The sequence below is a fragment of the Halomonas sp. C10-5 genome (assembly GCF_057169305.1).
The window spans coordinates 906,050-931,729 of record NZ_CP175665.1; the positions used below are offsets into that span (position 1 = coordinate 906,050).

The following is a 25,680-nucleotide window of genomic DNA, read 5'->3' on the forward strand; positions in this document are numbered from 1 at the left end:
GCGCAAGACATCAATGGCTCTGCCTTTCCCGAAGTCGGAGGCACTGGCGTCACGAGCAACCTTCTGGCACTTGATCCCGTTGGCGGCTATGAAGCGGTCACGTTGAACGTCGACCAGAATGACGACAACGTGTTGATCGGGACGACGGCCTCGGGGAGCATCGCATTCATTGCGGTGATTGTGCCGGGCACCACGGCCGGATCCTACGATGTCTATCTGCTGGACTACCTGCCGAAGCAGCATAACCTAGGCGGGGAGAACCACGACGATACCGCCACGCTGGATGGGCTCTACGTCAACGTCACCGTTGATGACTCCTTCATCGTTGACTTCGAAGATGCTCCCTCGGGACAGAACGTATTCATGGCGTTCGGAGAACTTGACGGAGTTGGGGTGGTAGTCACTGGTACCGAGGAAGGGCAGACCGTCAACAGCAGTAAATCCAATAACGAACCCACGTCGCTGGCCGCCAACAGCAACAATATCAATGCCGGGGAGGGGTTGGTAGTCACCTATGTGAACAACATGGTCGATGACTATATTGTCCCAAATCTTTCCGGTCCAGAGGCGAGCGATCCGGCCAACATCCAGTTTGATTCGTTGAAGTCGGCCACCGAAGCCTCGGTGACCATTGTCAAGGTGGGGCCTGGCAGCACCGCGACGGTTCATCTCACTGCGCGCAACACAGATATCGAGTTGGGCGACGGCTCACCAGACTCTGAAAGCTTTATCCAGGGGCTGGGTGATGATGATATTGTCCGCATCGACAAGGTCTTTATCACGTCGGCTGGTGGCAGCAAGACCCCGTTGGGTATGGATTCGAATGAGCCGCAATACTATAGTCTTCAACCCGATGGCAGCGTGGTGGTCTATGGCGTCACCAACAATGACACCATTACCTTCGAGACCGGCGAGCTATATCACAACCGGTTCGAAGTGGAGAACGCCGGGACGGGTAACGCTAGGTTCAACATCGGCGGTATTGGTATCGGCGATGTCAACGAGCTCAACGACGCAGATGCCGTCACGCTCAACTTCGATGATGACGGGCCGACGGTGGACGTCACGCTCACCGAGGCCGCGGCGCCGAGCCTGACCACTCAGGATGCCGAGACCATCGGCGCGGCCAGCGATACGGCCAGCGGGGACTTCTCGGGCCTGTTCGGGCTGACCCAGGACATGGGGGCGGACGACGACGGCACCCCGGCGGCCCTGAGCTATAGCCTGTCGATCGGCGCCGGCCTGGCTACCACCGGGCTGACCAGCGACGGCAACGCCATCACCCTGGCGATGGACGGTGACGACATCGTCGGCCAGACCACGGTGGATACGGTGGTGACGGATATCTTCCGCATCAGCGTGGACAACACGGCCGGCAACGAAGGCGAGGTCACCCTGACCCAGTACGCCGAGATCGACCATGTCGGCGAACTGGACGACGGCGACGGTACCAACAACGACGTCAACAACCTGGGCCTGGCCGCCGGCAGCGTCGAACTCACTGCCTCGGCCACCATCACGGATGGCGACGACGATAGCGCCAGCGACGACGAGACCGTCGACATCAGCGACGCGTTCAGCTTCGACGATGATGTACCGACGGTGGACGTCACGCTCACCGAGGCCGCGGCGCCGAGCCTGACCACCCAGGATGCCGAGACCATCGGCGCGGCCAGCGATACGGCCAGCGGGGACTTCTCGGGCCTGTTCGGGCTGACCCAGGACATGGGGGCGGACGACGACGGCACCCCGGCGGCCCTGAGCTATAGCCTGTCGATCGGCGCCGGCCTGGCCACCACCGGGCTGACCAGCGACGGCAACGCCATCACCCTGGCGATGGACGGTGACGACATCGTCGGCCAGACCACGGTGGATACGGTGGTGACGGATATCTTCCGCATCAGCGTGGACAACACGGCCGGCAACGAAGGCGAGGTCACCCTGACCCAGTACGCCGAGATCGACCATGTCGGCGAACTGGACGACGGCGACGGTACCAACAACGACGTCAACAACCTGGGCCTGGCCGCCGGCAGCGTCGAACTCACTGCCTCGGCCACCATCACGGATGGCGACGACGATAGCGCCAGCGACGACGAGACCGTCGACATCAGCGACGCGTTCAGCTTCGACGATGATGTACCGACGGTGGACGTCACGCTCACCGAGGCCGCGGCGCCGAGCCTGACCACTCAGGATGCCGAGACCATCGGCGCGGCCAGCGATACGGCCAGCGGGGACTTCTCGGGCCTGTTCGGGCTGACCCAGGACATGGGGGCGGACGACGACGGCACCCCGGCGGCCCTGAGCTATAGCCTGTCGATCGGCGCCGGCCTGGCCACCACCGGGCTGACCAGCGACGGCAACGCCATCACCCTGGCGATGGACGGTGACGACATCGTCGGCCAGACCACGGTGGATACGGTGGTGACGGATATCTTCCGCATCAGCGTGGACAACACGGCCGGCAACGAAGGCGAGGTCACCCTGACCCAGTACGCCGAGATCGACCATGTCGGCGAACTGGACGACGGGGACGGTACCAACAACGACGTCAACAACCTGGGCCTGGCCGCCGGCAGCGTCGAACTCACTGCCTCGGCCACCATCACGGATGGCGACGACGATAGCGCCAGCGACGACGAGACCGTCGACATCAGCGACGCGTTCAGCTTCGACGATGATGTACCGACGGTGGACGTCACGCTCACCGAGGCCGCGGCGCCGAGCCTGACCACTCAGGATGCCGAGACCATCGGCGCGGCCAGCGATACGGCCAGCGGGGACTTCTCGGGCCTGTTCGGGCTGACCCAGGACATGGGGGCGGACGACGACGGCACCCCGGCGGCCCTGAGCTATAGCCTGTCGATCGGCGCCGGCCTGGCCACCACCGGGCTGACCAGCGACGGCAACGCCATCACCCTGGCGATGGACGGTGACGACATCGTCGGCCAGACCACGGTGGATACGGTGGTGACGGATATCTTCCGCATCAGCGTGGACAACACGGCCGGCAACGAAGGCGAGGTCACCCTGACCCAGTACGCCGAGATCGACCATGTCGGCGAACTGGACGACGGGGACGGTACCAACAACGACGTCAACAACCTGGGCCTGGCCGCCGGCAGCGTCGAACTCACTGCCTCGGCCACCATCACGGATGGCGACGACGATAGCGCCAGCGACGACGAGACCGTCGACATCAGCGACGCGTTCAGCTTCGACGATGATGTACCGACGGTGGACGTCACGCTCACCGAGGCCGCGGCGCCGAGCCTGACCACCCAGGATGCCGAGACCATCGGCGCGGCCAGCGATACGGCCAGCGGGGACTTCTCGGGCCTGTTCGGGCTGACCCAGGACATGGGGGCGGACGACGACGGCACCCCGGCGGCCCTGAGCTATAGCCTGTCGATCGGCGCCGGCCTGGCCACCACCGGGCTGACCAGCGACGGCAACGCCATCACCCTGGCGATGGACGGTGACGACATCGTCGGCCAGACCACGGTGGATACGGTGGTGACGGATATCTTCCGCATCAGCGTGGACAACACGGCCGGCAACGAAGGCGAGGTCACCCTGACCCAGTACGCCGAGATCGACCATGTCGGCGAACTGGACGACGGGGACGGTACCAACAACGACGTCAACAACCTGGGCCTGGCCGCCGGCAGCGTCGAACTCACTGCCTCGGCCACCATCACGGATGGCGACGACGATAGCGCCAGCGACGACGAGACCGTCGACATCAGCGACGCGTTCAGCTTCGACGATGATGTACCGACGGTGGACGTCACGCTCACCGAGGCCGCGGCGCCGAGCCTGACCACTCAGGATGCCGAGACCATCGGCGCGGCCAGCGATACGGCCAGCGGGGACTTCTCGGGCCTGTTCGGGCTGACCCAGGACATGGGGGCGGACGACGACGGCACCCCGGCGGCCCTGAGCTATAGCCTGTCGATCGGCGCCGGCCTGGCCACCACCGGGCTGACCAGCGACGGCAACGCCATCACCCTGGCGATGGACGGTGACGACATCGTCGGCCAGACCACGGTGGATACGGTGGTGACGGATATCTTCCGCATCAGCGTGGACAACACGGCCGGCAACGAAGGCGAGGTCACCCTGACCCAGTACGCCGAGATCGACCATGTCGGCGAACTGGACGACGGCGACGGTACCAACAACGACGTCAACAACCTGGGCCTGGCCGCCGGCAGCGTCGAACTCACTGCCTCGGCCACCATCACGGATGGCGACGACGATAGCGCCAGCGACGACGAGACCGTCGACATCAGCGACGCGTTCAGCTTCGACGATGATGTACCGACGGTGGACGTCACGCTCACCGAGGCCGCGGCGCCGAGCCTGACCACCCAGGATGCCGAGACCATCGGCGCGGCCAGCGATACGGCCAGCGGGGACTTCTCGGGCCTGTTCGGGCTGACCCAGGACATGGGGGCGGACGACGACGGCACCCCGGCGGCCCTGAGCTATAGCCTGTCGATCGGCGCCGGCCTGGCCACCACCGGGCTGACCAGCGACGGCAACGCCATCACCCTGGCGATGGACGGTGACGACATCGTCGGCCAGACCACGGTGGATACGGTGGTGACGGATATCTTCCGCATCAGCGTGGACAACACGGCCGGCAACGAAGGCGAGGTCACCCTGACCCAGTACGCCGAGATCGACCATGTCGGCGAACTGGACGACGGCGATGGTACCAACAACGACGTCAACAACCTGGGCCTGGCCGCCGGCAGCGTCGAACTCACTGCCTCGGCCACCATCACGGATGGCGACGACGATAGCGCCAGCGACGACGAGACCGTCGACATCAGCGACGCGTTCAGCTTCGACGACGACACCCCGACGATTGCCGTCGGCAATGCCAGCGGAACCTATGCGGATCCGGCCGAGGCGACAGGCACCTTTGTCGACGGACCCGGAGCCGATGGTTTAGCCGACCTGTCGATCACCTTTGATGAGTATCGGATCAACGGTGTGGTCGGGAGTGGAATTATCACTTTCGATGAGTCGACCACCGATCCCAATGCCAAGTGGACAGGGACCATCTTCGATGACTTCAACGGAGATGGCGTGTCCGAGACGGTCGCGTTCACCCTGGATGTCGATCTCGGCAATGACGCGTACACCGTCACCCTCGATGCCCCGCCGGACCAGAAAACCACAAAGTCGTCGGCGGATGGCTCACTGGATGCCGGTGGACCCGATGCAGTGAGGACCCTGCTGTTCGGTGGCAGTGATGCCGATAGTGACGACATCGTGTTCTTCGGTGCGGTGGCGACGGCAACTCGGGAGAATGGGACAGGACCGGCTCCGAACGACATCGAGGATCTCGTGGTCGAGGGTGAACCGGATCTTACCGAGTCACAGATCGAGGCGCTGTTGCCGCTGACTAATCTGGTCAACTCGGGGACGCAGATGAACGTCTCGACCGCCGGCATCGGGATCAACAACAACAACCTCGATGGCGCCGACGAGGGGTTAGGCACTGGGGCATTCGCGGGGACGACGATCACCACGGGCGATGAGAGCTTCGTCGTCAATCCGGAGGAGCTCGTCGACAGCGTGACGGTCTACATCTCGAGCACGGTGCAGGGCTACGACCCGGCGACCGAGGATCTGTACTACACCGTCTATTACGCGGATGGGACCATTGACTCGCCTCAGAAGGTCACGGAAATAACCCCCCTCGACAAAAACGACCCGGAGGTACCGAAGGAAGCACGGGGAGGAAGCTCGTTCACCATTGAAGACGAAGTCGGCGACAGGCAGATCGACGCGGTCCAGCTCACCATGGGAACTGGAACCATCAAGATCCCGGTGATCGAGTTCACCACCTTTGATACATTCGATCCGGGAACTCTCTCGCTGGACTTCACCGCCACGCTCGAGGATGGCGACGAGGACACCGCGACGGACGACTTCACCGTTGACTTTAGCCCGGAGCCACCGGCGGAGGCATCCTCCGTGAGTCTCGACGACCCTGACGTGTTGCTTTAAGCCAACAGACGGGCCTGCCATTCGGTGGGTCCGCCCCTTGATGGGCTCGGGCCGACCCGCATCGCGGGCCGGCCCCTTTCATTGGTATCCGCCCCCCGATTCCCGCCATACTGGTCCATAAGGATCCGGCGTGCCCTTGCGGCCACCGGGGAGATGACCAGGACGGGAGAGCACGCATATGTCGACACTGACCTTTCTGGGCGCGGTGGGGGAAGTCACCGGGTCCCGCTACCTGCTCGAGGTGGATGGCGAGCAGGGGCCCCACCGGCTGTTGCTGGAGTGCGGCCTGCACCAGGGCGGGGCGGACGCCGACCGCGCCAACGAGAAGCCCTTCGGCAAGCTGGTCAAGGAGCTCGAGGCGGTGGTGCTCTCCCATGGCCACCTGGACCACTCGGGCCTGCTGCCCAAGCTGGTGCGCGAGGGGTATCGCGGGCCCATTCACTGTACCCGCGGCACTCGCGACCTGCTGGAGATCATGCTTCAGGACGCGGCCTTCGTGATGGCCAAGGACATCGAGTGGGAGAACAAGTGGCGCAGCCGCCACGACAGGCCCCTGGTGGAGGCGCTCTACGACCTCGATGACGTGGAGCAGACGCTTGCCCAGTGCGTCTCTCACCCCTACGGCCAGCCGGTCACCCTGCCCGGCGGCGTGACCCTGATATTCCGCGACGCCGGCCATATCCTCGGCTCGGCGATCGTCGAGCTCAATGTGCCCTCCGGCGGGCAGGAGAAGCGCCTGGTGTTCTCCGGCGACCTGGGCAACCCCAGCTCGGTGCTGATGAAGGATCCCGAGAAACTCTATGAGGCTGACCTGGTGCTGATGGAGAGCACCTATGGCGACCGTGACCACCGTCCGCTGGAGGAGACCCTCGAGGAGTTCGCCGGCGTACTGGAGCAGGCCCATGCCGACGGCGGCAACGTGCTGATCCCCGCCTTCGCGGTGGGGCGCAGCCAGGAGATCCTCTATCACCTCAGCGTGCTCTACCACGAGGGGCGCCTGCGCCAGCAGATGGTGTTCCTCGACAGCCCCATGGCGATCCGGGTCACCGAGCTTTACCACCGGGCGCGCAAGGCGCTCGACCCCGAGGACCTCAAGGTGCTCAACAAGGCGGCCAGCGGTGATCCCGGCCAGTACCTGCCGGTACTGCGCATGACCCGCACCGTGGAGGAGTCCATGGCCATCAACCGCATCCACGGCGGGGCGATCATCATCGCCGGTGCGGGCATGTGCAACGGCGGGCGTATCGTCCACCACTTCCGCTATAACCTGGAGAAACCCGCCACCCGGCTGGTGATCGTCGGCTTCCAGGCCGGTGGCACCATCGGTCGCCAGATCGTCGACGGCGCCGAGCGCATCCGCGTGTTCGGTCACGATCTGGCGGTGAAGGCGAAGGTGCATACCATCGGTGGTTTCTCGGCCCATGCCGGCCAGAGTCAGCTGATCGGCTGGGCCGGGGCCTTCCGCAATCGTCCGCGCTTCTACTTGGTGCATGGCGAGCCCGAGACCCAGAAGGTGCTCCAGGCGGCGCTGGCCGAAAGCGAGATCGAGGCCGAGATTCCCGCCTACGGCGACCGCATCGAACTCTAGCTTGCCGCGACAACCTGCCGTCTTGTCGTCATGCGGGCGGAGGCGCAGCGTTACTGTATCAATGGAGCGGGAGGAACGAGCATGATGGGTTTGATCCAGGCGCTGACGCGCAATCTGGTGGTGGCGATACCAGTGACCCTGCTGCTGGGACTGGTCTTCGGAGCACTGGTGCCGGTGGGCTGGCTCTCGATGCTGGTGATACCGCTGACCCTGCTGATGATCTACCCGATGATGGTCAACCTGCGCCTGCGTGAACTGCTGATGGGCGGCGATGGCCGCGCCCAGGGGCTGGCCCAGCTGATCAATTTCGCGGTGATCCCCTTTGTGGCCTTCGGGTTGGGCCTGTGGTGGTTTGCCGATGCGCCCTATCTGGCGCTGGGGTTGCTGCTGGCCGCACTGCTGCCCACAAGCGGCATGACCATCTCCTGGACCGGCTTCGCGCGCGGCAACCTGCCGGCGGCGGTGAAGATGACCGTGGTCGGTCTGATCCTGGGTTCGCTGGCCACGCCGATCTACGTGAAGTGGCTGATGGGGGCGGCGATCCCGGTGGATCTGGTGGCGGTGTTCCGCCAGATCATCCTGGTGGTGGGCATTCCCATGCTGGCCGGCCAGCTTACGCGACACTTCCTTATCAAGCGCCATGGCGCCGAGGGCTTTCGCAAGCAGTGGGCGCCGCGCTTTCCGCCGCTCTCCACCCTGGGGGTGCTGGGCATCGTCTTCGTGGCCATGGCGCTCAAGGCCGATGACCTGCTGGCCAGCCCCGGGCTGCTGCTGGATATCGCCGTGCCGCTGCTGATCCTCTACGCCGTCAACTACCTGATCAGTACCCTGGTGGCCCGGGCCTGGCTCTCGCGGGGCGACGGCATCGCCCTGGTCTACGGCACGGTGATGCGCAACCTCTCCATCGCCCTGGCGCTGGCCATGAACGCCTTCGGCGAGGCCGGAACCGACGCCGCCCTGCTGATCGCCCTGGCCTACATCATCCAGGTGCAGTCCGCGGCCTGGTACGTGCGCTTCTCGGATCGTTTGTTCGGGCCGGCCGAGCCGGCCTGAGACGAGCTACTCACCGGCGCCGGCGGCTTCCAGGCGTGCGGCGATCTCCGTATGGCCATTCTCCCTCGCCCAGTGCAGCGGCGTGGTGCCGTCGCCGGCCACATGGGCGGGGTCGGCACCCTGCGCCAGCAGCAGCTCGACCAGCTCCGGGCGGCCATCCTTGGCGGCCCATGTCAGGCTCGACCAGCCCGCTTCATCATCCACGGCATCGACATCGGCGCCGGCCGCAAGCAGTGCTCGGCTGGTGGCCGCCTGGTTGTTGACCACCGCCACCAGCAGCGCCGTGTAACCGGCCTGGTCGCGGTGCTCGGTATCGGCACCGCGGGCCAGCAGCGCCTCGAGCATCTCCAGATGGCCGTTGGCGGCGGCCTTCATCAGGGCTGTCCACCCACAGCGGTCGCTGGCATCCACCGCGGTGCCGTCGTCGAGCATCGCCAATACCCGCTCAGTCTCGCCATTCTCGGCGGCCAGGGTCAGTGCCGTTCGACCCATCGGATCCACCGTCTCCGGCTCCGGTGCCATCAGACCGGGGGCCAGCATGAAGGCCACCACCAGTGTCAGCGGCACCAGGATGCCGGTCAGCAAGGGGTAGCGCCGATAGGGCAGGGTGATCCATTGCCAGATTCTGGACATGCGTGCCTCCGCCAGTGGTGTCGTTGACCTTGGTGCATGATGCCCGTTTCGCACACGTTCTGGCTGCGGCACGTTGTCCCGTGCCCGGGTGGCTGCATTTCTGTTGATGCACATCAAGGTGCGGCCACATGCCTCATGCCGGCGCGGCCGCTTCTGGACTACGCTGGGATTAACGTCGAGTTATGTCATGGTTTTAGAGGGAATGGTTATGAAAGCAGCGATGAAGACCCTGCTAGCCGGCTCAGTCATGGCGGCCATGCTGGCGAGTGGGCCGACCCTCGCCGAGGAGGCCGAAGCCTATCGCGAGACGTCCCTTGGCCTCTACGTCAACGCCGCCGAGGCCTGGGAACTGATGCAGGAGAACGAGCGGGCCGTGCTGATCGACGTGCGTGACCCGGTAGAGATCAAGTTCACTGGCTTCGCTGAGCCTACCGATATCCACGTGCCCTGGGTGCTGGCCGATCGCGACAACTTCGATGCCGAGGTGAAGAGCTGGCCGATGGTCAAGAACACCGACTTTGACACCCAGATGCGCGCCGAGCTCGAGGCGCTGGGGGTGGCCGAGGATGATCCGATCATCGTCATGTGCCGTTCGGGTTCCACGCGCAGCGCCCCGGCCGCCGATGCCATCGCCGAGATGGGCTTCAGCCAGGTCTACTCGGTGACCGATGGCTTCGAGGGGGGCAAGCTCGAAGAGGGCGACTCGAAGGGCGTGCGTGCCGTCGACGGTTGGCGCAACTCCGGCCTGCCGTGGAGCTACGAGATCGACCCCGAGGTTGCCTGGCAGCCTGCCGAGTAACCCGATGATCGGCACGCGGGTGGGGCTGGTGGCCTGCCCGCACTTCCGGGCAAGACGTTTCCGCCAAGAGATTTCCACGCAATTCTTCGATCCAAGCAAGGAGAGGCCCATGAGTTTCAAGACGACCCTGAGTGTGGCGCTGGCCACGGGTGCCATTGCCTTTGGCGCCAACGCCCTGGCGGACAACCACGGTGGCGAGGCCGAGGGTGACAAGGCTGCCGGCGACAAGGCGTTGGTGGTGTTGACCAGTAACTCCCTGGAGACCCAGGGCATGGCCATGATCCTCGCCAATGCCATGCAACAGCAGGGCACCGACCTTCAGATTCTGCTGTGTGACCAGGCCGGTGACCTGGCGGTGGAGGGCTACCAGAGCGCCCAGCCGATCAACACTCCGCCGAGCAACCCGGCCGGCCAGGTGACGCCTGAGGGCATCATGAAGATGCTGATGGACAACGGTGCCCAGGTGGACGTCTGTGCCATCTATCTGCCCAACCGTGATTACGGTGAGGAGGTGCTGCTGGATGGCGTGGGTGTTGCGGCTCCGGGGCCGATCGCCGAGCTGATGCGTGACCCGTCCGTTCCGGTCTACAACTACTGAGTCAGCCGATCAAGGAGCAGAACATGAAGAGTAACGTAGGCGGTATCGACAAGTGGCTGCGTATCTTGGTGGGTGCCGTGCTGATCCTGCTGGCATTGACCGGCACCATCGGTGCCTGGGGCTGGATCGGGGTAGTACCGCTGGCCACCGGTATCTTCAATTTCTGCCCGGCTTACAGGTTGTTGGGCATGAATACCTGCAAGCTGAAGAAATAGTCACCGCCGGCCATAGCCGGCTCTCGAATCGCGGCGCCCGCGGCCTTCAGGTCGCGGGCGCCGTGCGTTGGTGGCACTGCATGGAAAGGCTATCGCTGCCATGGAGTGGCACAATCGCCATATAGATCATATTGAGCTAAGCTTATTACATAATCGGCAATCAGGCAGTCGACTCGTCTCGACACGCTATCGGAGGTATTCCATGAAGACCTTTGCTCTGTCATCCAGTACCGGTGCCGGCAGCCCCGATGTGGCGGGCTTCTTCGACCCGCGCACCTTCTCCATCCAGTATGTGGTCAGTGACCCGGCCACCGGCAAGTGCGCCATCATCGACCCGGTATATGACTTCGACGAGAAGTCCGGTGCCACCGCCAGCCATCACGCCGATGAGCTGCTTGCCTATGTGAAGGAGAAGGGGTTCGAGGTGGAGTGGGTCCTTGACACCCATCCCCATGCCGACCACTTCTCGGCGGCGCAGTACCTGAGCGAGAAGACCGGGGCGCCTACCGCCATCGGCGAGAAGGTGGTGGAGGTGCAGAAGCTGTGGAAGGAGATCTACCACTGGCCCGACTTCCCTGCCGATGGCTCCCAGTGGGACCGCCTCTTCGCCGAGGGGGACACCTTCGCCATCGGCGAACTGGAAGTGCGGGTGATGTTCTCGCCGGGGCATACCCTGGCCTCGATCACCTATGTGGTGGGCGACGCGGCCTTCGTCCATGACACCCTCTTCCAGCCGGACTTCGGCACCGCCCGGGCCGACTTCCCCGGCGGCGATGCCCACCAGCTGTGGCGTTCCATCCAGGCGATCCTGGCGCTGCCCGACGACACCCGGCTGTTCACCGGCCACGACTATATGCCCGATGGTCGCGAGCCGCAGTGGGAGAGCACGGTGCGTGAGCAGCGCGAGACCAACAAGCACCTGGCAGACAGCGTCACCGAGGATGACTACACGGTGATGCGCGACCAGCGCGACAGCGAACTGCCCATGCCCAAGCTGATCCTGCACTCGCTCCAGGTGAACACCCGTGGCGGGCGTCTGCCGGAGCCGGAGGCCAATGGCAAGCGCTACCTGAAGATCCCGCTGGATGCCCTGGAGGGGGCTGCCTGGGAGTAAGCGCCCAACCCTGTTGGAACAACGAGCCCCGAAGGCCCTGCCGTCGGGGCTCGTGCCGTCAGGAGGGCAGTCGAGTCCTTATATAGCTAATAGGTATATCCTTAGAACATGTGTTGGGCTATACTGTCTCCATGCCCCGGCCAGCGACATCCGATGGAGGTTGTTTCCCATGTCCCAGCCAATCGTGACCCACTTCTTCGACGAGCCCACCAACACCTTCAGCTATGTGGTGCAGGATCCCGCCAGCCGTGCATGCGCGATCCTCGATTCGGTGCTCGACTTCGACTACGCCGCCGGGCGCACCGACGTGCGCTCAGCCGACGCGATCATCGCCTTCGTGCGTGACAACGACCTCGAGGTGGAGTGGATCCTCGAGACCCACGTGCACGCCGACCACCTCTCCGCCGCCCCCTACCTGCACGAGAAGCTGGGCGGGCTGACCGGCATCGGCGCCAACATCACCGTGGTGCAGGACGTCTTCGGCAAGGCTTTCAATGCCGGCACCGAGTTCGCCCGCGACGGAAGCCAGTTCGACCGCCTCTTCGAGGAGGGCGACACCTTCACCATCGGCAACCTGGAAGGGCGGGTGCTGCACACCCCGGGCCATACGCCGGCCTGCCTGACCTACGTGATCGGCGATGCCGCTTTCGTCGGTGACACCCTGTTCATGCCCGACTACGGCACCGCCCGCTGTGACTTCCCCGGCGGCGATGCCCGCACCCTCTATCGTTCCATCCAGAAGGTACTGGCACTGCCCGGCGAGACTCGCCTCTTCCTGTGCCACGACTACAAGGCACCGGAGCGTGAGGAGTACCAGCACGAGACCACGGTGGCTGAACAACGCGCCCACAACGTCCACGTCCACGAGGGCATCGACGAGGAGGCGTTCGTCAAGATGCGCACCGAGCGTGATGCCATCCTCGGCATGCCGAGGCTGATCATTCCCTCGGTGCAGGTCAACATGCGTGCCGGCCAGATGCCGCCCGCCGAGAATAACGGCCAGGTCTACCTCAAGGTCCCGATCAACAAGTTCTAAAGGCTCAGGAGCCAGTCGATATGCAGATTCATCAACTCGAATCCGGCTTCGCCATCACCGACGCGGTCAGCCCCGCCGATCTCGACGAGGTAGCCCGTCGCGGCTTCCGCTCGGTGGTTTGCAACCGTCGCCCCGGCGAGGCCGAGGACCATCCCGACGACCGTCCCCTGCAGGAGCGTGCCGCCGAGCTCGGTCTCGCGTGGCGCTGCATTCCGGTGACGCCGGGTGAGTACTCGGAGGACGACATCGCCGCCTTCGGCGAGGCGCTGGAAACACTGCCGACGCCGATCCTGGCCTTCTGCAAGACCGGCAAGCGTGCCGTGCATTTGTGGGCCCGCGCCCGCAGCCAGGGCGAGAGCTGCGATATCCCGGCGCTGCTGGCAGCGGCGCGGGCCGCCGGCCACGATCTGGATGAGCATCGGCCGCATCTGGAAGCCGTCGCCGGGCAGCGCTGAGATGAACCCGAAACGCTATCTGCCGATCCTGCAGTGGCTGCCCGACTATGGGCGTAGCGCCCTGGCCAGCGACCTGCTGGCGGCGGTGATCGTCACCATCATGCTGATCCCGCAGTCGCTGGCCTACGCCATGCTGGCCGGGCTGCCACCCGAGGTGGGGCTCTACGCCAGTATCACGCCGCTGGTGGTCTATGCGGTGTTCGGCACCAGCCGCACCCTGGCCGTGGGGCCGGTGGCGGTGGTGTCACTGATGACCGCGGCGGCGGTAGGGCAGGTGGCTCCCCAGGGCACGCCGGAGTATCTCGGTGCGGCCCTGGTACTGGCGTTGATGTCGGGCCTGATCCTGACCCTGATGGGGGTGGCGCGGCTGGGCTTTCTGGCCAACTTCCTGAGCCATCCGGTGATCTCGGGGTTCATCACCGCCTCGGGGCTGATCATCGCCGCCAGTCAGCTCAAGCATGTGCTGGGCGTCGAGGCGAGCGGGCATAACCTGCTGGAGCTGTTGATCGGACTGGGCAGCCAGCTAGGCAGCGTCAACCTCCCCACCCTGGTGATCGGGCTCGGGGTGCTGGCGTTCCTCTACGCCGCGCGGCGCTGGCTCAAGCCTACCCTGCGCCGGCTCGGCGTACCATCGCGCCCGGCGGACATGTTGACCAAGGCGGCGCCGATCCTCGCCGTGGCGGTGACCACCCTGGCCAGCTGGGGGCTGAGCCTGGACCAGCACGGTGTGGCGGTAGTCGGGGCGGTGCCTGCCGGGCTGCCGCCGCTGACCCTGCCCGGCTTCGATAGCGGCCTGTGGAGCCAGCTGTTCGTGGCCGCGCTGCTGATCAGCATCGTCGGTTTCGTGGAGTCGGTGTCGGTGGGCCAGACCCTGGCCGCCAAGCGTCGCCAGCGGATCGATCCCGACCAGGAGCTGGTGGGGCTGGGCACCTCCAATATCGCCGCCTCGCTGACCGGCGGCATGCCGGTCACCGGTGGCTTCTCGCGCTCAGTGGTCAACTTCGATGCCGGCGCCGAGACGCCGGCCGCCGGGGCCTTTACCGCGGTGGGGATCGGCTTGGCCGCGCTGCTGCTCACCCCGCTGATCGCCCACCTGCCCATCGCGACGCTGGCCGCCACCATCATCGTGGCGGTACTGTCGCTGGTCGACTTCGCGGCGATCAAGCGCACCTGGGACTATTCACGCGGTGACTTCGCCGCCATGCTGGCGACCATCGCCGTCACCCTGGGCCATGGCGTGGAGAGCGGTATCATGGTCGGCGTGGGGCTGTCGCTGGCGCTGCATCTCTATCGCACCAGCCGGCCGCACAGCGCCGTGGTGGGGCGGGTGCCGGGCACCGAGCACTTTCGCAATGTGCAGCGCCATCGGGTGGAGACCGACGAGCGCCTCTCGATCCTGAGGGTCGACGAGAGTCTTTACTTCGCCAATGCGCGCTACCTGGAAGACACCGTGATGGAACTGGCCGCCCGCCAGCCACGCCTCGAGCACATCGTGCTGGCCTGCCAGGCGGTCAACGTTATCGACGCCTCGGCGCTGGAGAGCCTGGAGGCGATCAATGCTCGCCTCAGGGACTCCGGCGTGGCGCTGCACCTGGCCGAGGTCAAGGGCCCGGTGATGGATCGCCTGCAGCACACCGAGTTCTGCCACGAGATGACCGGCAAGGTGTTCCTCAGTACCTTCGATGCCTGGCAGGAGCTGCGTGGCTTCGGCGACGGTCGCCTGTCGCGGCGCTGCGCCGAGATGCAGCTGGGCGCCGTGCCAGGCGCGACGCGTGACGACGAGGCGCAGCCGCATCCGCGGATGCCCTGAAGGACTTACCCAAGGTTTTTAAAGGAGAGAAAGTGTGGACTGGAGTTCATCCCTGCAAGGGTTGGCCGGCGGCGTGCTGATCGGCCTCTCTGCCACCTGGCTGATGGCCACCCTGGGCCGTATCGCTGGCATCAGCGGCATCATCGGCAACCTGGTCACTGAGCGCCCCAGGGGCGACAGCGCCTGGCGCGTGACCTTCCTGCTCGGCATGATCAGCGGCCCCATCGTGGTGATGCTGCTGGGCGGCGGCCTGGGCAATGTGGCGGGTGCCGCCGGCGAGGTGATCGGTGAGCCCGCCGGCGGCGTGCTGCTGATGCTGGTTGCCGGCCTGCTGGTGGGCCTGGGCACCGGCCTGGGCAGCGGCTGCACCAGCGGCCACGGGGTGTGTGGCCTGGCCAGGCTCTCGCCGCGCTCGCTGGTGGCGACCCTCACCTTCCTGGTGATGGCGATCATCACCGTGTTCGTGGTTCGGCACGTGATTGGAGGTGGCGCATGAAGACGCTGATGGGCTATATCGCCGGGCTGCTGTTCGGTATGGGGCTTGCCGTCTCCGGCATGACCGACCCCGCGCGGGTGCTCGGCTTCCTCGACCTCTTCGGCGCCTGGGACCCGACCCTGATGTTCGTGCTTGGCGGCGCCGTGGTCACCAACTTCATTGGCTACCGTCTCGCCTTCAAGCGCACGGCTCCCATCTACGGTGAGGCCTTCCAACTGCCTACCCGCCAGGATCTCGATGGGCGGCTGATCGGTGGCTCGGCGCTGTTCGGTATCGGCTGGGGGCTCTCCGGCTACTGCCCGGGGCCGGCCATCGCCTCCATCGCCGGGCCCAGCGCACCGCTGTTGGCGATGCTGGTGGCGATGGTCGCCGGCTGGTTCCTGGCCAGGGCGATTCCCGCGCGCAGCTGAGCTTGAGCTCGATCAAGAGACTCCCCCGCAGGGCTGCCTGCGGGGGAGTCTGCGTCTACGACCAATGGATGCCGCCATCCTGCTTATATCCATATGACGATTAACGCAGGCTTAATGGCCCAGTGACAGGATGTCGCACAACGAGAGGACCTTATGCCATGCACGTACTGCTGATCGAGGATGACGCCCTGGTGGCCTCAGGCATTCGCGCCGGGCTCGCCGTGCACGACTATGTCGTCGATCATGTGGCCTCCATTGCCGAGGCGCGTCGCGCCCTGGAGAGTGTCGACAGCGATGTGGTGATCCTCGACCGCGGCCTGCCCGACGGTGATGGCCTGAGCCTGCTCGAGGAGTGGCGCGACGCCGGGGTGACCACGCCGGTGCTGGTGCTGACCGCCCGCGATGCGGTCAGCGACCGGGTGGCCGGCCTGCAGGGCGGTGCCGACGATTATCTGGTCAAGCCCTTCGACCTCGACGAGCTGGTGGCCCGGCTGCAGGCGCTGTTGCGCCGCGCGGCGGGGCGCTCGCATCCGCTGATCGAGCACGGCGCCCTGTGCCTCGACCCGGTGGCCCGGGAGGTCACTCTCGGCGGTAGGCCGGTGGCCCTCTCGCGCCGCGAGCTGGTGCTGCTGGAGGCCTTCCTGCAGGCGCCGCGCAGTGTGCTTTCGGCGGACCAGCTCAAGGACAGCCTCTACGGCATGAGCGAGGATGTGGAGAGCAACGCCCTCAACGTGCATATCCATCATCTGCGTCGCAAGCTCGGCAGCGAGGTGATCGAGACGGTGCGCGGGCTGGGCTACCGGCTGGGGCCGCCGCTGGGTGAGTCTGGCGAGAAGGGGCGTCCGTGAGCCTGCGCACGCGGCTGCTGGTGACCCTCGGCGTCACCCTGGTGCTGCTCTGGGGGCTGGCCGCCGCCTGGCTGCTGCGCGATCTTGAGGAGCAGTTCGTGGCCACCCTCGACCAGCGTCTCGCCCAGTCGGCGCGCATGGTCGCAGGGCTGATGGCGCAGCTGCCCCAGGATGTGTGGCTCGAGGCCGACCGGCGGGCACTGTCGATCCCACCCATCGAGGGGCTGGCCTGCCAGGTGCACTCGCCGCGCGGCGAGATCATGGCGCGTACCCACACCGACCTGGAGTCGATCCTGGCGGTGGGTGAGGTCGGTGGGCATGCTTATCGTGAAGAGGGCGGCGTGACCTGGCGGGTGTTCACCTACGAGCGTGGCGGGCTGACCATCACCACCGCCGACCGCATGGATGAGCGTGACCTGCTGCTCGGCAACGTCATCAAGGTGGCCACGGTGCCCTTCGTGGTGGCCATGCTGGGCAGTCTGGTGGCGCTGTGGATCGGTGTGGTGCGTGGCCTGTCGCCCATCGCCCGGCTGCGCGACTCCCTGGCGCGTCGCCATCCGGATGCCCTGGCGCCGGTGGCCACCTATGGGGTGCCCAGCGAACTGCGTCCGCTGGTGGAGACCCTCAACGGTCTGCTGGCCCGCGTCCAGCAGGCCATCGTTCGCGAGCAGCGCTTCACCAACGATGCCGCCCATGAGCTGCGCACGCCGCTCACCGCCATCAAGACCCACCTGCAGGTGGCCAGCCGGGTAGAGGGTGAAGCGGCGCGTGATGCCGTCGGCTACGCTGAGGAGGGTGTCGAGCGCCTGGCGCGGATACTCGACCAGCTGCTGATGCTGGCGCGGGTGGAGGGGCGACTGGCCTTCGAGGACGGCACCCTGTGCCGCCCGGCCGAGGTGGTGGCCCTGGCGCTGCGCGACAGCGGTGCAGCGACCGCGCGCTTCGAACTGCCCGAGGCGTGGCCCGAGGCACCTCTTGCGCTGCCACGGGAGCTGGCGGTGACCGCGCTGCGCAACCTGATCGACAACGCGCTCCGCCACGGCGGCGAGGGGTCACGAGCCACCCTCGATGTGGAGTACGAAGACCACAATACCCTGACATTCCGGGTGATCGACCAGGGGCCCGGGGTCGATGACGAAGCCCTGGAGCAGATGGCTAGACGCTTCTGGCGTGCCAGCAAGCAGCACGGCAGCGGCCTGGGGCTGGCCATCGTGGTGGCCATCGCCGAGCGCTTCGGCGGTGACCTGAAGTTTGTCCGTCCCGCGAGGGGTGGGCTGGAGGCTCGCCTGACCTTCCCGGTGCAGGCTAATACCGTGGCCCTCTGAGGGGCCATGAAACAACAAGGGGATTACCTGATGACGACCAGCAAGAGGATCTTGAGTGGGCTCGGCCTGCTGCTGGGCGCCAGCCTGGCCGCCGGCCAGTCCGTGGCGCTCGAGGGGGACGCCGCGCGTGGTGAGGGGGTCGCGGGAACCTGCGTGGCCTGTCACCAGGCCGACGGCATGGGCATGAACAACCCCAATGGGGAATCCTGGCCGCGCCTGGCCGGGCTGCCGGCCGAGTACATCGTCAAGCAGCTGTACGATGTGAAGGAGGGGCGTCGCGAGAGCGCCACCATGCTGCCCTTCGTCAACATGCTCGATGAACAGCAGATCGCCGATGTGGCCGCCTACTACGCCGAACTGGAGCCCTGGCCGGAACTGCCCACGGCCTATCATGCAGCCGATCCGAACAACGAGGCGGAGTGGCTGGCAGAGCGCGGTGACTGGGCCGAGGACAAGATGATCCCGGCCTGCAGCCAGTGCCACGGCCCCAACGGGCAGGGCGTCGGGGCCACCTTCCCGCCGCTGGCAGGCCAGCATCCGGACTATATCGCCACGCAGCTCCAGGCTTGGCGCGAGGGCACGCGGCGCAATGATCCCAATGGTCTGATGGTGGGCATCGCCAAGCGCCTCGACGAGGAGCAGATCGGCATGATCGCCGACTACTATGCCACCCTGCCGGAGCGTCTCGCCGAGCAGAACGACGCGGCACAAGAGGAGGACGGTCAATGAGCCAGCGTACATTCCACCTGCTGATGGCCGGCACTCTGGCCTCGGCCCTGAGCCTTCCCCTGGCCGCCCTGGCCCAGGATGACGCGACCGAGCGCGACTACCAGATCCCGCTGCCCGAGGCACCCGAGGGTGAGGTCACCTTCCAGCCGCCCCACGAGGGTGACATCCCCGACAACCAGTACGGCGATATGGTGCGCCGGGGCCGTGACCTCTTCCTCAACACCCAGGAGCTGCGGGGGAAGTACGTCTTCAACGACCAGAACTGCTCCAACTGTCACCTCGATGCCGGCCGCCTCGCCAATTCGGCGCCGATGTGGGCCTCCTTCGGTGTCTACCCCGCTTATCGTGGCAAGAACGACAAGGTCAACACCCTGGCCGAGCGTATCCAGGGCTGCTTCACCTACTCCATGAATGGCAAGCCGCCGGAGAATGGCAGCGAGCCGCTGGTTGCCATGCAGACCTACCTGCACTGGATGGCGACTGGCGCGCCAATCAACGAGTCCATGCCGGGTCGCGGTTATCCCAAGCTTGAGGAGACCGAGCAGGGTGCCGACCGCGAGCGTGGGGCTGAAGTCTATGCCCAGCAATGTGCCGTCTGCCACGGCGACGATGGCCAGGGCCAGAAGGTCGGCGAACGCCAGGTCTTCCCGCCGCTGTGGGGTGACGGTTCCTATAACTGGGGTGCCGGCATGCACCGGGTGAACACCGCCGCCAACTTCATCAAGGCCAATATGCCGCTGGGCAAGCCCTACTCGCTCTCGGACCAGGAGGCCTGGGATGTGGCTGCCTTCATCAACAGCCATGAGCGTCCCCAGGATCCGCGTCGTCGCGACCTCGAGTCGCTGGATGAGACCGACGAGATCTTCCACAATCACCATGGCTTCTATGGTGATGAGGTCGATGGCCAGCGTCTCGGCGACCATGCGGATTACGGAGAGAACCCCACCTCCACCGACGGCTGATCCACAACGAGTGAAAGCGACGGGCCCCGCTGCCATTGGCAGCGGGGCCCGTTTGTTATGTGTCAGCAGGCGGCTACGAGGCTGCCTGCGTGTCGGCCAGCGTCAGGGCGCCGGGCCGCCCATGGCTTCCTCGAGGCGCTCGGGGCTGGGCACGCCCTCGATGCGATCGACCCGGTCGCCGTTGCGGAAGAGGGTGGTCGGGGTGGCCATGAAGCCCAGCGAGTCGAATAGCTGGTTGTTGGCGTAGACCTGCTCCTCGACCTCGCGTGACTGGGGCCCGGCCTCGATCTCCTCGCCGTCGCCACTGTGGGCGTGGAGGGCGGCGGCGGGATCGTCGGCGCCGAGCAGGGCGGCGGCCTTGGCCGGGCTGTCCGATGCCAGCACGCCGATCATGATATGGCGCAGCTGCACCTTGCCGGCCTCGACCCAGGGGCGGGCGTCGTGCCAGAACTGGCGACAGTAGGGGCAGTTGGGATCGGTAAAGGTATACACGACATGCTCGGCATCGGGGTCGCCATCGGCGATCCAGTGGCTCTCCTCCAGGTCCTGCCACACCTCGGCGAACTGGGCGGCGCGCACGTGCTTGTCCAGCGCGGGCTCGGAGAGGTTGTTGCCTTCGGCATCGACCAGGGTGCCGACGATGGCGTGCTCGCCACCCGGCAGCAGGTAGATGGCCACTTCGCCGGCGGAGTGGCTGGCGCCGTAACCGGTCAACCCGGCCGGGCCCTCGAACTCGCCGTGGATGGTCAGGCCCTGCTCGGTGAGGGCGGCCACTGGGGCGGGCAGGTCATCATTGGCCAGGGCCGGAGCCATGAAGGCCAGGGTCAGGGCGCCGATGGCCGGCAACTTGAGTGTGTGTCGCATTGTGGGTCCTTGTGACGGTTGTCGTGAAGGCTGAGGTGAAGTGTCTCGAAGCAGGGCGTCAGCGCAGACGTTCCAGTCCCTGGCGCAGGGTGGCGTGGGAGAGTTCGCCGAAGTGGGTATCCACCAGACGCCCCTCGGCGTCATAGAACAGCGTGGTGGGCATGGCCATGGCGCCGGTCACGTCGCCCAGGGCGGTGCGTGCATCGAGCAGCACGTTGTCCAGTTCCAGAGACTGTTCATCGAGGAAGCGGTTCACCAGCGCCACATCCTCTCCCTGGTTGACGAAGGCGAAGGTGATGTCGCTGGCCTCGTCCTGGGCCTGCTCGAATACCGGCATCTCGCGCCGGCACGGCGGGCACCAGGTGGCCCACAGGTTGACCACCAGCGGCTGGCCCTGACGCTCGGCCAGGCCCGGCAGATCGGTGGCCTCGCCCGCCAGGGTGGTCAGGGGCGTGTCGGGAAGCGGGCGGCCGCGATCTTCCATCAGCAGCAGCGGGCCGGCGGTCAGCCCCCAGGCCAGGGCGCCGGCCAGCAGCGCGCCGCCCAGCGGCACACGCTGGCGGGGGGAGCGCCACAGCCGCCAGGTGGCATAGCCCAGGCCGGCTACCAGGCCGCCCAGGGGGTCGAAGCCGCCATCGCGGATATCCAGCAGTGAAAGGACGCCGTCGTAGCTGCCCCAGTAGCGCGCCACGAACACCAGGCGCGCGCCGACCAGGGCGATCAGCAGCAGGTTGAAGAGGGTGTCGGCCGTGGGCGTGCGGTGGCGTCGGCCGATCAGTGCCCCGGTCAACAGGGCGATGCCGAAGGCCAGGATGATCAGCAACTGGCCGATCGAGAATCCCATGGGACCCACGGCGATGCTCTGGTTCAATGCCTGCATGGCGAAAGGCTCCTTGCCGATGAATCCGTCGGCGGTCATGCCGCCAGGAGCAGAGCCTGACAGCCGGTGATTAGCGGTGCATTAATCTCCATCGCGCTGGGGCGTTATGTCGCAAGCGCGAACACGCGGCCGCTCCTGACCTATGCTGTGTCATCAGGTTCCCATTCTCGAGAGGATCACCCGCATGCTGCCACGTTTCCCCCTGTCCTGGCGCGGCCCGATGGTTGCGCTGCTTACCTGTCTGGCCAGCGGCGCGGCACTGGCCGACTCGCTGAGCGTCGAGGGTGCGCATGTGCGTGCCGTGCCGCCGGTCTCCACGACCACTGCTGCCTTCATGATGCTGCATAACGCCGGCGAGTCGGACCGCGCCCTGGTGGCGGCCAGCACCCCGGCGGCCCGGGTGGCGGAACTCCACAATCATGTGGATGTGGATGGCATGATGCAGATGCGCCAGGTGGAAACGATCCCGGTGCCGGCGGGTGAGGGCGCGCAACTGGCCCCGGGCGGCTATCACCTGATGCTGATCGATCTGGTCGAGCCGCTCCACGAGGGCGACGAGGTGGCGCTCAGCCTGACCTTCGATGATGGCCAGACCCTGGAGCTCCAGGCGCCGGTGCGTCGCATCGAGACCATGGGGCACGGCCAGGCGGACGAGCCGGCCGCAGGGATGTCACACTCCGGCCACTGAGGCAGCGCCGCTGGGCGGGCGGGGCTCGAGTCAGTACAATACGACGAGTCCCGTTTCCCCTTTCTGGAACCCTGCCATGCACTGTCCCTTCTGCGGCACCCACGACACCAAGGTCACCGACTCGCGGCTGGTCGCCGAAGGGGACCAGGTGCGGCGGCGTCGCCAGTGCGTGGCCTGCGGCGAGCGCTTCACCACCTACGAGACCGCCGAGCTGATCATGCCGCGGGTGATCAAGGGTGACGGTTCCCGAGAGGCCTTCAACGAGCAGAAGCTGCGTGCCGGCATGCTGCGTGCCCTGGAGAAGCGCCCGGTCAGTGCCGAGGCCATCGAGGCCTCGGTGCAGCGCATCCGCCAGACCCTGCGCGCCCGCGGCGAGCGCGAGATTCACGCCCGCGACATCGGCGAGGCGGTAATGGCTGCGTTGCGTGGCCTCGACCAGGTGGCCTACATCCGCTTCGCCTCGGTCTACCGCCGTTTCCAGGACATCGACGAGTTCCGTGCCGAGATCGAACGTCTCGCCCAGGATCCCGATCAGACGCCCCCACGCTGACCTGGAGCGCTCCATGGACCACCCCACGCCCCCGGAAACCTGGATGGCCCGAGCCCTCGAGCTGGCCCGGCGCGGCCTCTATACCGCGCACCCCAATCCCCGTGTCGGCTGCGTGCTGGTAAAGGATGGGCGGCTGGTCGGGGAGGGCTACCACGCCCGTGCCGGCGAACCCCATGCCGAGGTGCATGCGCTGAGATCCGCCGGCGAGGCGGCCCGCGGCGCCACCGCCTACGTGACCCTGGAGCCCTGCTCCCATCACGGCCGCACCGGGCCCTGTGCGGTGGCACTGATCGAGGCCGGCGTGGCCCGTGTGGTGGTGGCCATGGAAGACCCCAATCCGGAGGTGGCCGGGCGTGGCATCGCCCTGCTGCGCGAGGCGGGCATCGAGGTGACTGTGGGTATCGCCGAGGACGAGGCCCGGGCGCTGAACGTCGGCTTCGTGCGGCGCATGGACCACGGCCGCCCCTTCGTGCGCCTGAAGATGGCCATGAGCCTCGACGGCCGCACCGCCATGCAGTCCGGCGAGTCACAGTGGATCACCGGCCCCCAGGCGAGGCGTCAGGTGCAGCGCCTGCGCGCCCGCTCCAGCGCCGTGCTCACCGGAGTGGAGTCGGTGATCTTCGACAACTCGCGACTCACCGTGCGCCCCGACCAGCTCGGTCTCGACGATGCCGAGTCCATCGCAACTCGCCAGCCACTGCGGGTCATCGTCGACAGCCGCCTGCGCCTGCCCGAGGCGGCGGCCTGCCTCACCGAACCGGGGCGCACCCTGGTGGTGGCGGTGGAGGGCGTCGAGGACGAGCGCATCGCGCGCCTGACCCACGCCGGGGCCGAGGTGCTCACCCTGCCCGCCGGCGGTGATGGCCGGGTCGACCTCGACGCCCTGCTGCGTCACCTGGCCGAGGTCGAGCAGGCCAACGAGGTACTGCTGGAGACCGGGGCGACCCTGGCCGGTGCCATGCTCGATGCCGGCCTGGTGGACGAGATGCAGCTCTTCGTGGCGCCCACCCTGCTCGGCGGCGACGCCCGGCCGCTGTTCCAGCTCGCCGGTATCGAGACCATGGCCCACCAGCGCGGCCTGGAGATACTCGATATCCGCGCCGTGGGGCAGGACTGGCGCATTACCGCCCGGCCGCGGCGGCACAGCCAGGCGCGATAGCGATATCAAGCGAAAGGCCTTTCGCCGGAGCAGCCTCGAGCGACTTGGCCTGGCGCGGCTTTACTGGCGCGCAGCGACCGACCACGGTACCCTGACGCCGTTTCGAGGCGAGGCGACGCCTGTGGACGACATGATTGTCGCCGCCTGCCGACGCCTGCCACGCAGAATTTCTGGAGATCTCATGGTGCACGCCACTGCCGGGGGCCTGGCCCCTATCGAAGACCTGATCGAGGACATCCGTCAGGGCAAGATGGTGATCCTGATGGACGATGAGGATCGCGAGAACGAAGGCGACATCATCATGGCCGCCGAGAAGGTGCAGGCCGAGCACATCAACTTCATGGCCCGCCATGCCCGCGGCCTGATCTGCCTGCCGATGACCCGCAGTCGCTGTGAGCGGCTCAAGCTGCCGCTGATGGTCAACGACAACGGCTCCGGCTTCGGCACCAAGTTCACCCTCTCCATCGAGGCCGCCGAGGGCGTCACCACCGGCATCTCCGCCGCCGACCGCGCGCGCACCGTACAGGCCGCCGTGGCCCGCGATGCCCGCCCCGAGGATATCGTCCAGCCTGGTCATATCTTCCCGCTGATGGCCGAGCCTGGTGGTGTGCTGCGCCGCGCTGGCCATACCGAAGCCGCCTGCGACCTCGCCTCCCTTGCCGGCCTCGACCCCAGCGGCGTGATCTGCGAGATCATGAACGACGACGGCACCATGGCTCGCCGCCCCGAGCTCGAGCGCTTCGCCGAGGAGCATGGGATCAGGATGGGCACCATCGCCGACCTGATCCACTATCGCATCCACAACGAGCAGACCGTGGATCACGAGGAGTCGACCACGGTGAAGACCGCCCACGGCGAGCTCACCCTGCACGTCTTCCGCGATAGCATCCAGGGCGCCCACCATCTGGCGCTGGTCAAGGGCCGGCCGAGTCCCGAGACACCGACCACGGTTCGCGTGCACCTGGCCGACACCATGCGCGACCTGCTCTGCCTGCAGAAGGGCGAGGGGGGCCACTGGACCTCCCACGAGGCCATCGCCGAGGTGGCGCGCAGCGAGCGCGGCGTCTTCGTGCTGCTCGATCATGGTCGGCCGCGTCTCGACCTGCGTGACCAGCTCGATATCTTCCTCGAGCGTCGCCGTGCCCCGCGTACCAGCGATTCCGATGGTGCCGGCAACTACCTGACCATCGGCACCGGCTCGCAGATCCTGCGTCACCTTGGTGTAGGCCAGATGCGCCTGCTCAGCTCGCCCTGGAAGTTCTCGGCGATCTCCGGCTTCGATCTGGAGGTGGTGGAGCGCCTGGGGCCCGAGGATGTCACGGCTGGCGGTGACGGTACCGTCGGCGAGTGAGCCGGCGCCTATTCGACACTCTATATTCAACACTCTTGTTCAACACCAGGCGCGGCTCGGCTGCGCCCGAGAGTCTCAGCAGGAAAC

23 protein-coding genes are annotated in these 25,680 nt (G+C 66.4%); 20 read left to right on the top strand and 3 right to left on the bottom strand.

Annotation, left to right across the window (positions count from 1 at the left end):
- Nucleotides 1-102: 102 nt before the first annotated feature.
- The 3 genes from ACJ7IV_RS04240 (at nucleotide 103) to ACJ7IV_RS04250 (ending at nucleotide 8,671) form a co-directional block, all read left to right on the top strand.
- Nucleotides 103-6,030, top strand: a complete 5,928-nt coding sequence (locus ACJ7IV_RS04240) for a beta strand repeat-containing protein (RefSeq protein WP_483865919.1) — start codon at nucleotides 103-105, stop codon at nucleotides 6,028-6,030.
- A gap of 178 nt (nucleotides 6,031-6,208) precedes the next feature.
- The gene (locus tag ACJ7IV_RS04245) at nucleotides 6,209-7,618 is read left to right on the top strand and encodes an MBL fold metallo-hydrolase RNA specificity domain-containing protein (protein WP_483865920.1); all 1,410 of its coding nucleotides are present in this window, start codon (nucleotides 6,209-6,211) and stop codon (nucleotides 7,616-7,618) included.
- 81 nt (nucleotides 7,619-7,699) lie between these two features.
- Nucleotides 7,700-8,671 (top strand): arsenic resistance protein, encoded by a 972-nt coding sequence (locus tag ACJ7IV_RS04250; RefSeq protein ID WP_483865921.1) that lies wholly within the window; start codon nucleotides 7,700-7,702, stop codon nucleotides 8,669-8,671.
- A gap of 6 nt (nucleotides 8,672-8,677) precedes the next feature.
- On the opposite strand, the gene ACJ7IV_RS04255 is transcribed toward ACJ7IV_RS04250, so the two are convergent.
- The gene (locus ACJ7IV_RS04255) at nucleotides 8,678-9,304 is read right to left on the bottom strand and encodes an ankyrin repeat domain-containing protein (RefSeq protein WP_483865922.1); all 627 of its coding nucleotides are present in this window, start codon (nucleotides 9,302-9,304) and stop codon (nucleotides 8,678-8,680) included.
- A gap of 220 nt (nucleotides 9,305-9,524) precedes the next feature.
- Here ACJ7IV_RS04255 and ACJ7IV_RS04260 point away from each other — a divergent pair, with 220 nt between their 5' ends.
- From ACJ7IV_RS04260 to ACJ7IV_RS04320, 13 genes are all read left to right on the top strand, one after another.
- Complete coding sequence (locus tag ACJ7IV_RS04260; RefSeq protein ID WP_483865923.1) at nucleotides 9,525-10,103, top strand: rhodanese-like domain-containing protein; 579 nt, start codon at nucleotides 9,525-9,527, stop codon at nucleotides 10,101-10,103.
- Nucleotides 10,104-10,212: 109 nt separating this feature from the next.
- Complete coding sequence (locus ACJ7IV_RS04265; RefSeq protein WP_483865924.1) at nucleotides 10,213-10,701, top strand: DsrE family protein; 489 nt, start codon at nucleotides 10,213-10,215, stop codon at nucleotides 10,699-10,701.
- Nucleotides 10,702-10,724: 23 nt separating this feature from the next.
- Nucleotides 10,725-10,916 carry a YgaP family membrane protein gene (locus tag ACJ7IV_RS04270; protein WP_483865925.1) on the top strand — a complete coding sequence of 64 codons (192 nt, stop codon included), beginning with the start codon at nucleotides 10,725-10,727 and terminating at the stop codon, nucleotides 10,914-10,916.
- 202 nt (nucleotides 10,917-11,118) lie between these two features.
- Entirely contained in the window at nucleotides 11,119-12,030 is a 912-nt protein-coding gene (locus ACJ7IV_RS04275) for an MBL fold metallo-hydrolase (RefSeq protein ID WP_483865926.1), read from the top strand.
- Between the two features lie 169 nt (nucleotides 12,031-12,199).
- Nucleotides 12,200-13,066 (top strand): MBL fold metallo-hydrolase, encoded by an 867-nt coding sequence (locus tag ACJ7IV_RS04280; RefSeq protein WP_483865927.1) that lies wholly within the window; start codon nucleotides 12,200-12,202, stop codon nucleotides 13,064-13,066.
- Between the two features lie 20 nt (nucleotides 13,067-13,086).
- A complete protein-coding gene (locus ACJ7IV_RS04285) occupies nucleotides 13,087-13,521 on the top strand; it encodes a protein tyrosine phosphatase family protein (protein WP_483865928.1) in 435 nt (144 codons plus the stop codon).
- Between the two features lies 1 nt (nucleotide 13,522).
- Entirely contained in the window at nucleotides 13,523-15,331 is a 1,809-nt protein-coding gene (locus tag ACJ7IV_RS04290) for a SulP family inorganic anion transporter (RefSeq protein WP_483865929.1), read from the top strand.
- Between the two features lie 34 nt (nucleotides 15,332-15,365).
- A complete protein-coding gene (locus ACJ7IV_RS04295; protein ID WP_483865930.1) occupies nucleotides 15,366-15,827 on the top strand; it encodes a YeeE/YedE family protein in 462 nt (153 codons plus the stop codon).
- Complete coding sequence (locus ACJ7IV_RS04300; protein WP_483865931.1) at nucleotides 15,824-16,237, top strand: DUF6691 family protein; 414 nt, start codon at nucleotides 15,824-15,826, stop codon at nucleotides 16,235-16,237. Before ACJ7IV_RS04295 ends, ACJ7IV_RS04300 begins: the two co-directional genes overlap by 4 nt.
- A 158-nt stretch (nucleotides 16,238-16,395) precedes the next feature.
- Nucleotides 16,396-17,085: a response regulator gene (locus tag ACJ7IV_RS04305; RefSeq protein WP_232912331.1), complete on the top strand. Its 690-nt coding sequence runs from the start codon at nucleotides 16,396-16,398 to the stop codon at nucleotides 17,083-17,085.
- Nucleotides 17,082-18,410 (top strand): ATP-binding protein, encoded by a 1,329-nt coding sequence (locus tag ACJ7IV_RS04310; RefSeq protein ID WP_483865932.1) that lies wholly within the window; start codon nucleotides 17,082-17,084, stop codon nucleotides 18,408-18,410. The genes ACJ7IV_RS04305 and ACJ7IV_RS04310 overlap by 4 nt, the downstream gene beginning before the upstream one ends.
- Nucleotides 18,411-18,440: 30 nt before the next feature.
- Nucleotides 18,441-19,139 carry a c-type cytochrome gene (locus ACJ7IV_RS04315; RefSeq protein WP_483865933.1) on the top strand — a complete coding sequence of 233 codons (699 nt, stop codon included), beginning with the start codon at nucleotides 18,441-18,443 and terminating at the stop codon, nucleotides 19,137-19,139.
- The gene (locus tag ACJ7IV_RS04320) at nucleotides 19,136-20,101 is read left to right on the top strand and encodes a c-type cytochrome (RefSeq protein ID WP_483865934.1); all 966 of its coding nucleotides are present in this window, start codon (nucleotides 19,136-19,138) and stop codon (nucleotides 20,099-20,101) included. The genes ACJ7IV_RS04315 and ACJ7IV_RS04320 overlap by 4 nt, the downstream gene beginning before the upstream one ends.
- 102 nt (nucleotides 20,102-20,203) lie before the next feature.
- Here ACJ7IV_RS04320 and dsbG read toward each other — a convergent pair whose 3' ends face one another.
- Together dsbG and ACJ7IV_RS04330 are read right to left on the bottom strand one after the other, a co-directional pair.
- A complete protein-coding gene (gene dsbG, locus ACJ7IV_RS04325) occupies nucleotides 20,204-20,965 on the bottom strand; it encodes a thiol:disulfide interchange protein DsbG (RefSeq protein ID WP_269816164.1) in 762 nt (253 codons plus the stop codon).
- A gap of 58 nt (nucleotides 20,966-21,023) precedes the next feature.
- The gene (locus tag ACJ7IV_RS04330; protein WP_232912327.1) at nucleotides 21,024-21,845 is read right to left on the bottom strand and encodes a TlpA disulfide reductase family protein; all 822 of its coding nucleotides are present in this window, start codon (nucleotides 21,843-21,845) and stop codon (nucleotides 21,024-21,026) included.
- Between the two features lie 184 nt (nucleotides 21,846-22,029).
- Between ACJ7IV_RS04330 and ACJ7IV_RS04335 the strand changes: the two genes are divergently transcribed.
- From ACJ7IV_RS04335 to ribBA, 4 genes are all read left to right on the top strand, one after another.
- Complete coding sequence (locus ACJ7IV_RS04335) at nucleotides 22,030-22,533, top strand: copper chaperone PCu(A)C (RefSeq protein ID WP_483865935.1); 504 nt, start codon at nucleotides 22,030-22,032, stop codon at nucleotides 22,531-22,533.
- Nucleotides 22,534-22,609: 76 nt separating this feature from the next.
- The gene (nrdR, locus tag ACJ7IV_RS04340) at nucleotides 22,610-23,083 is read left to right on the top strand and encodes a transcriptional regulator NrdR (RefSeq protein ID WP_213311350.1); all 474 of its coding nucleotides are present in this window, start codon (nucleotides 22,610-22,612) and stop codon (nucleotides 23,081-23,083) included.
- Nucleotides 23,084-23,096: 13 nt separating this feature from the next.
- Nucleotides 23,097-24,242 (top strand): bifunctional diaminohydroxyphosphoribosylaminopyrimidine deaminase/5-amino-6-(5-phosphoribosylamino)uracil reductase RibD, encoded by a 1,146-nt coding sequence (gene ribD / locus ACJ7IV_RS04345; protein ID WP_483865936.1) that lies wholly within the window; start codon nucleotides 23,097-23,099, stop codon nucleotides 24,240-24,242.
- A gap of 181 nt (nucleotides 24,243-24,423) precedes the next feature.
- Nucleotides 24,424-25,593: a bifunctional 3,4-dihydroxy-2-butanone-4-phosphate synthase/GTP cyclohydrolase II gene (ribBA, locus tag ACJ7IV_RS04350; protein WP_483865937.1), complete on the top strand. Its 1,170-nt coding sequence runs from the start codon at nucleotides 24,424-24,426 to the stop codon at nucleotides 25,591-25,593.
- Nucleotides 25,594-25,680 lie beyond the last annotated feature (87 nt).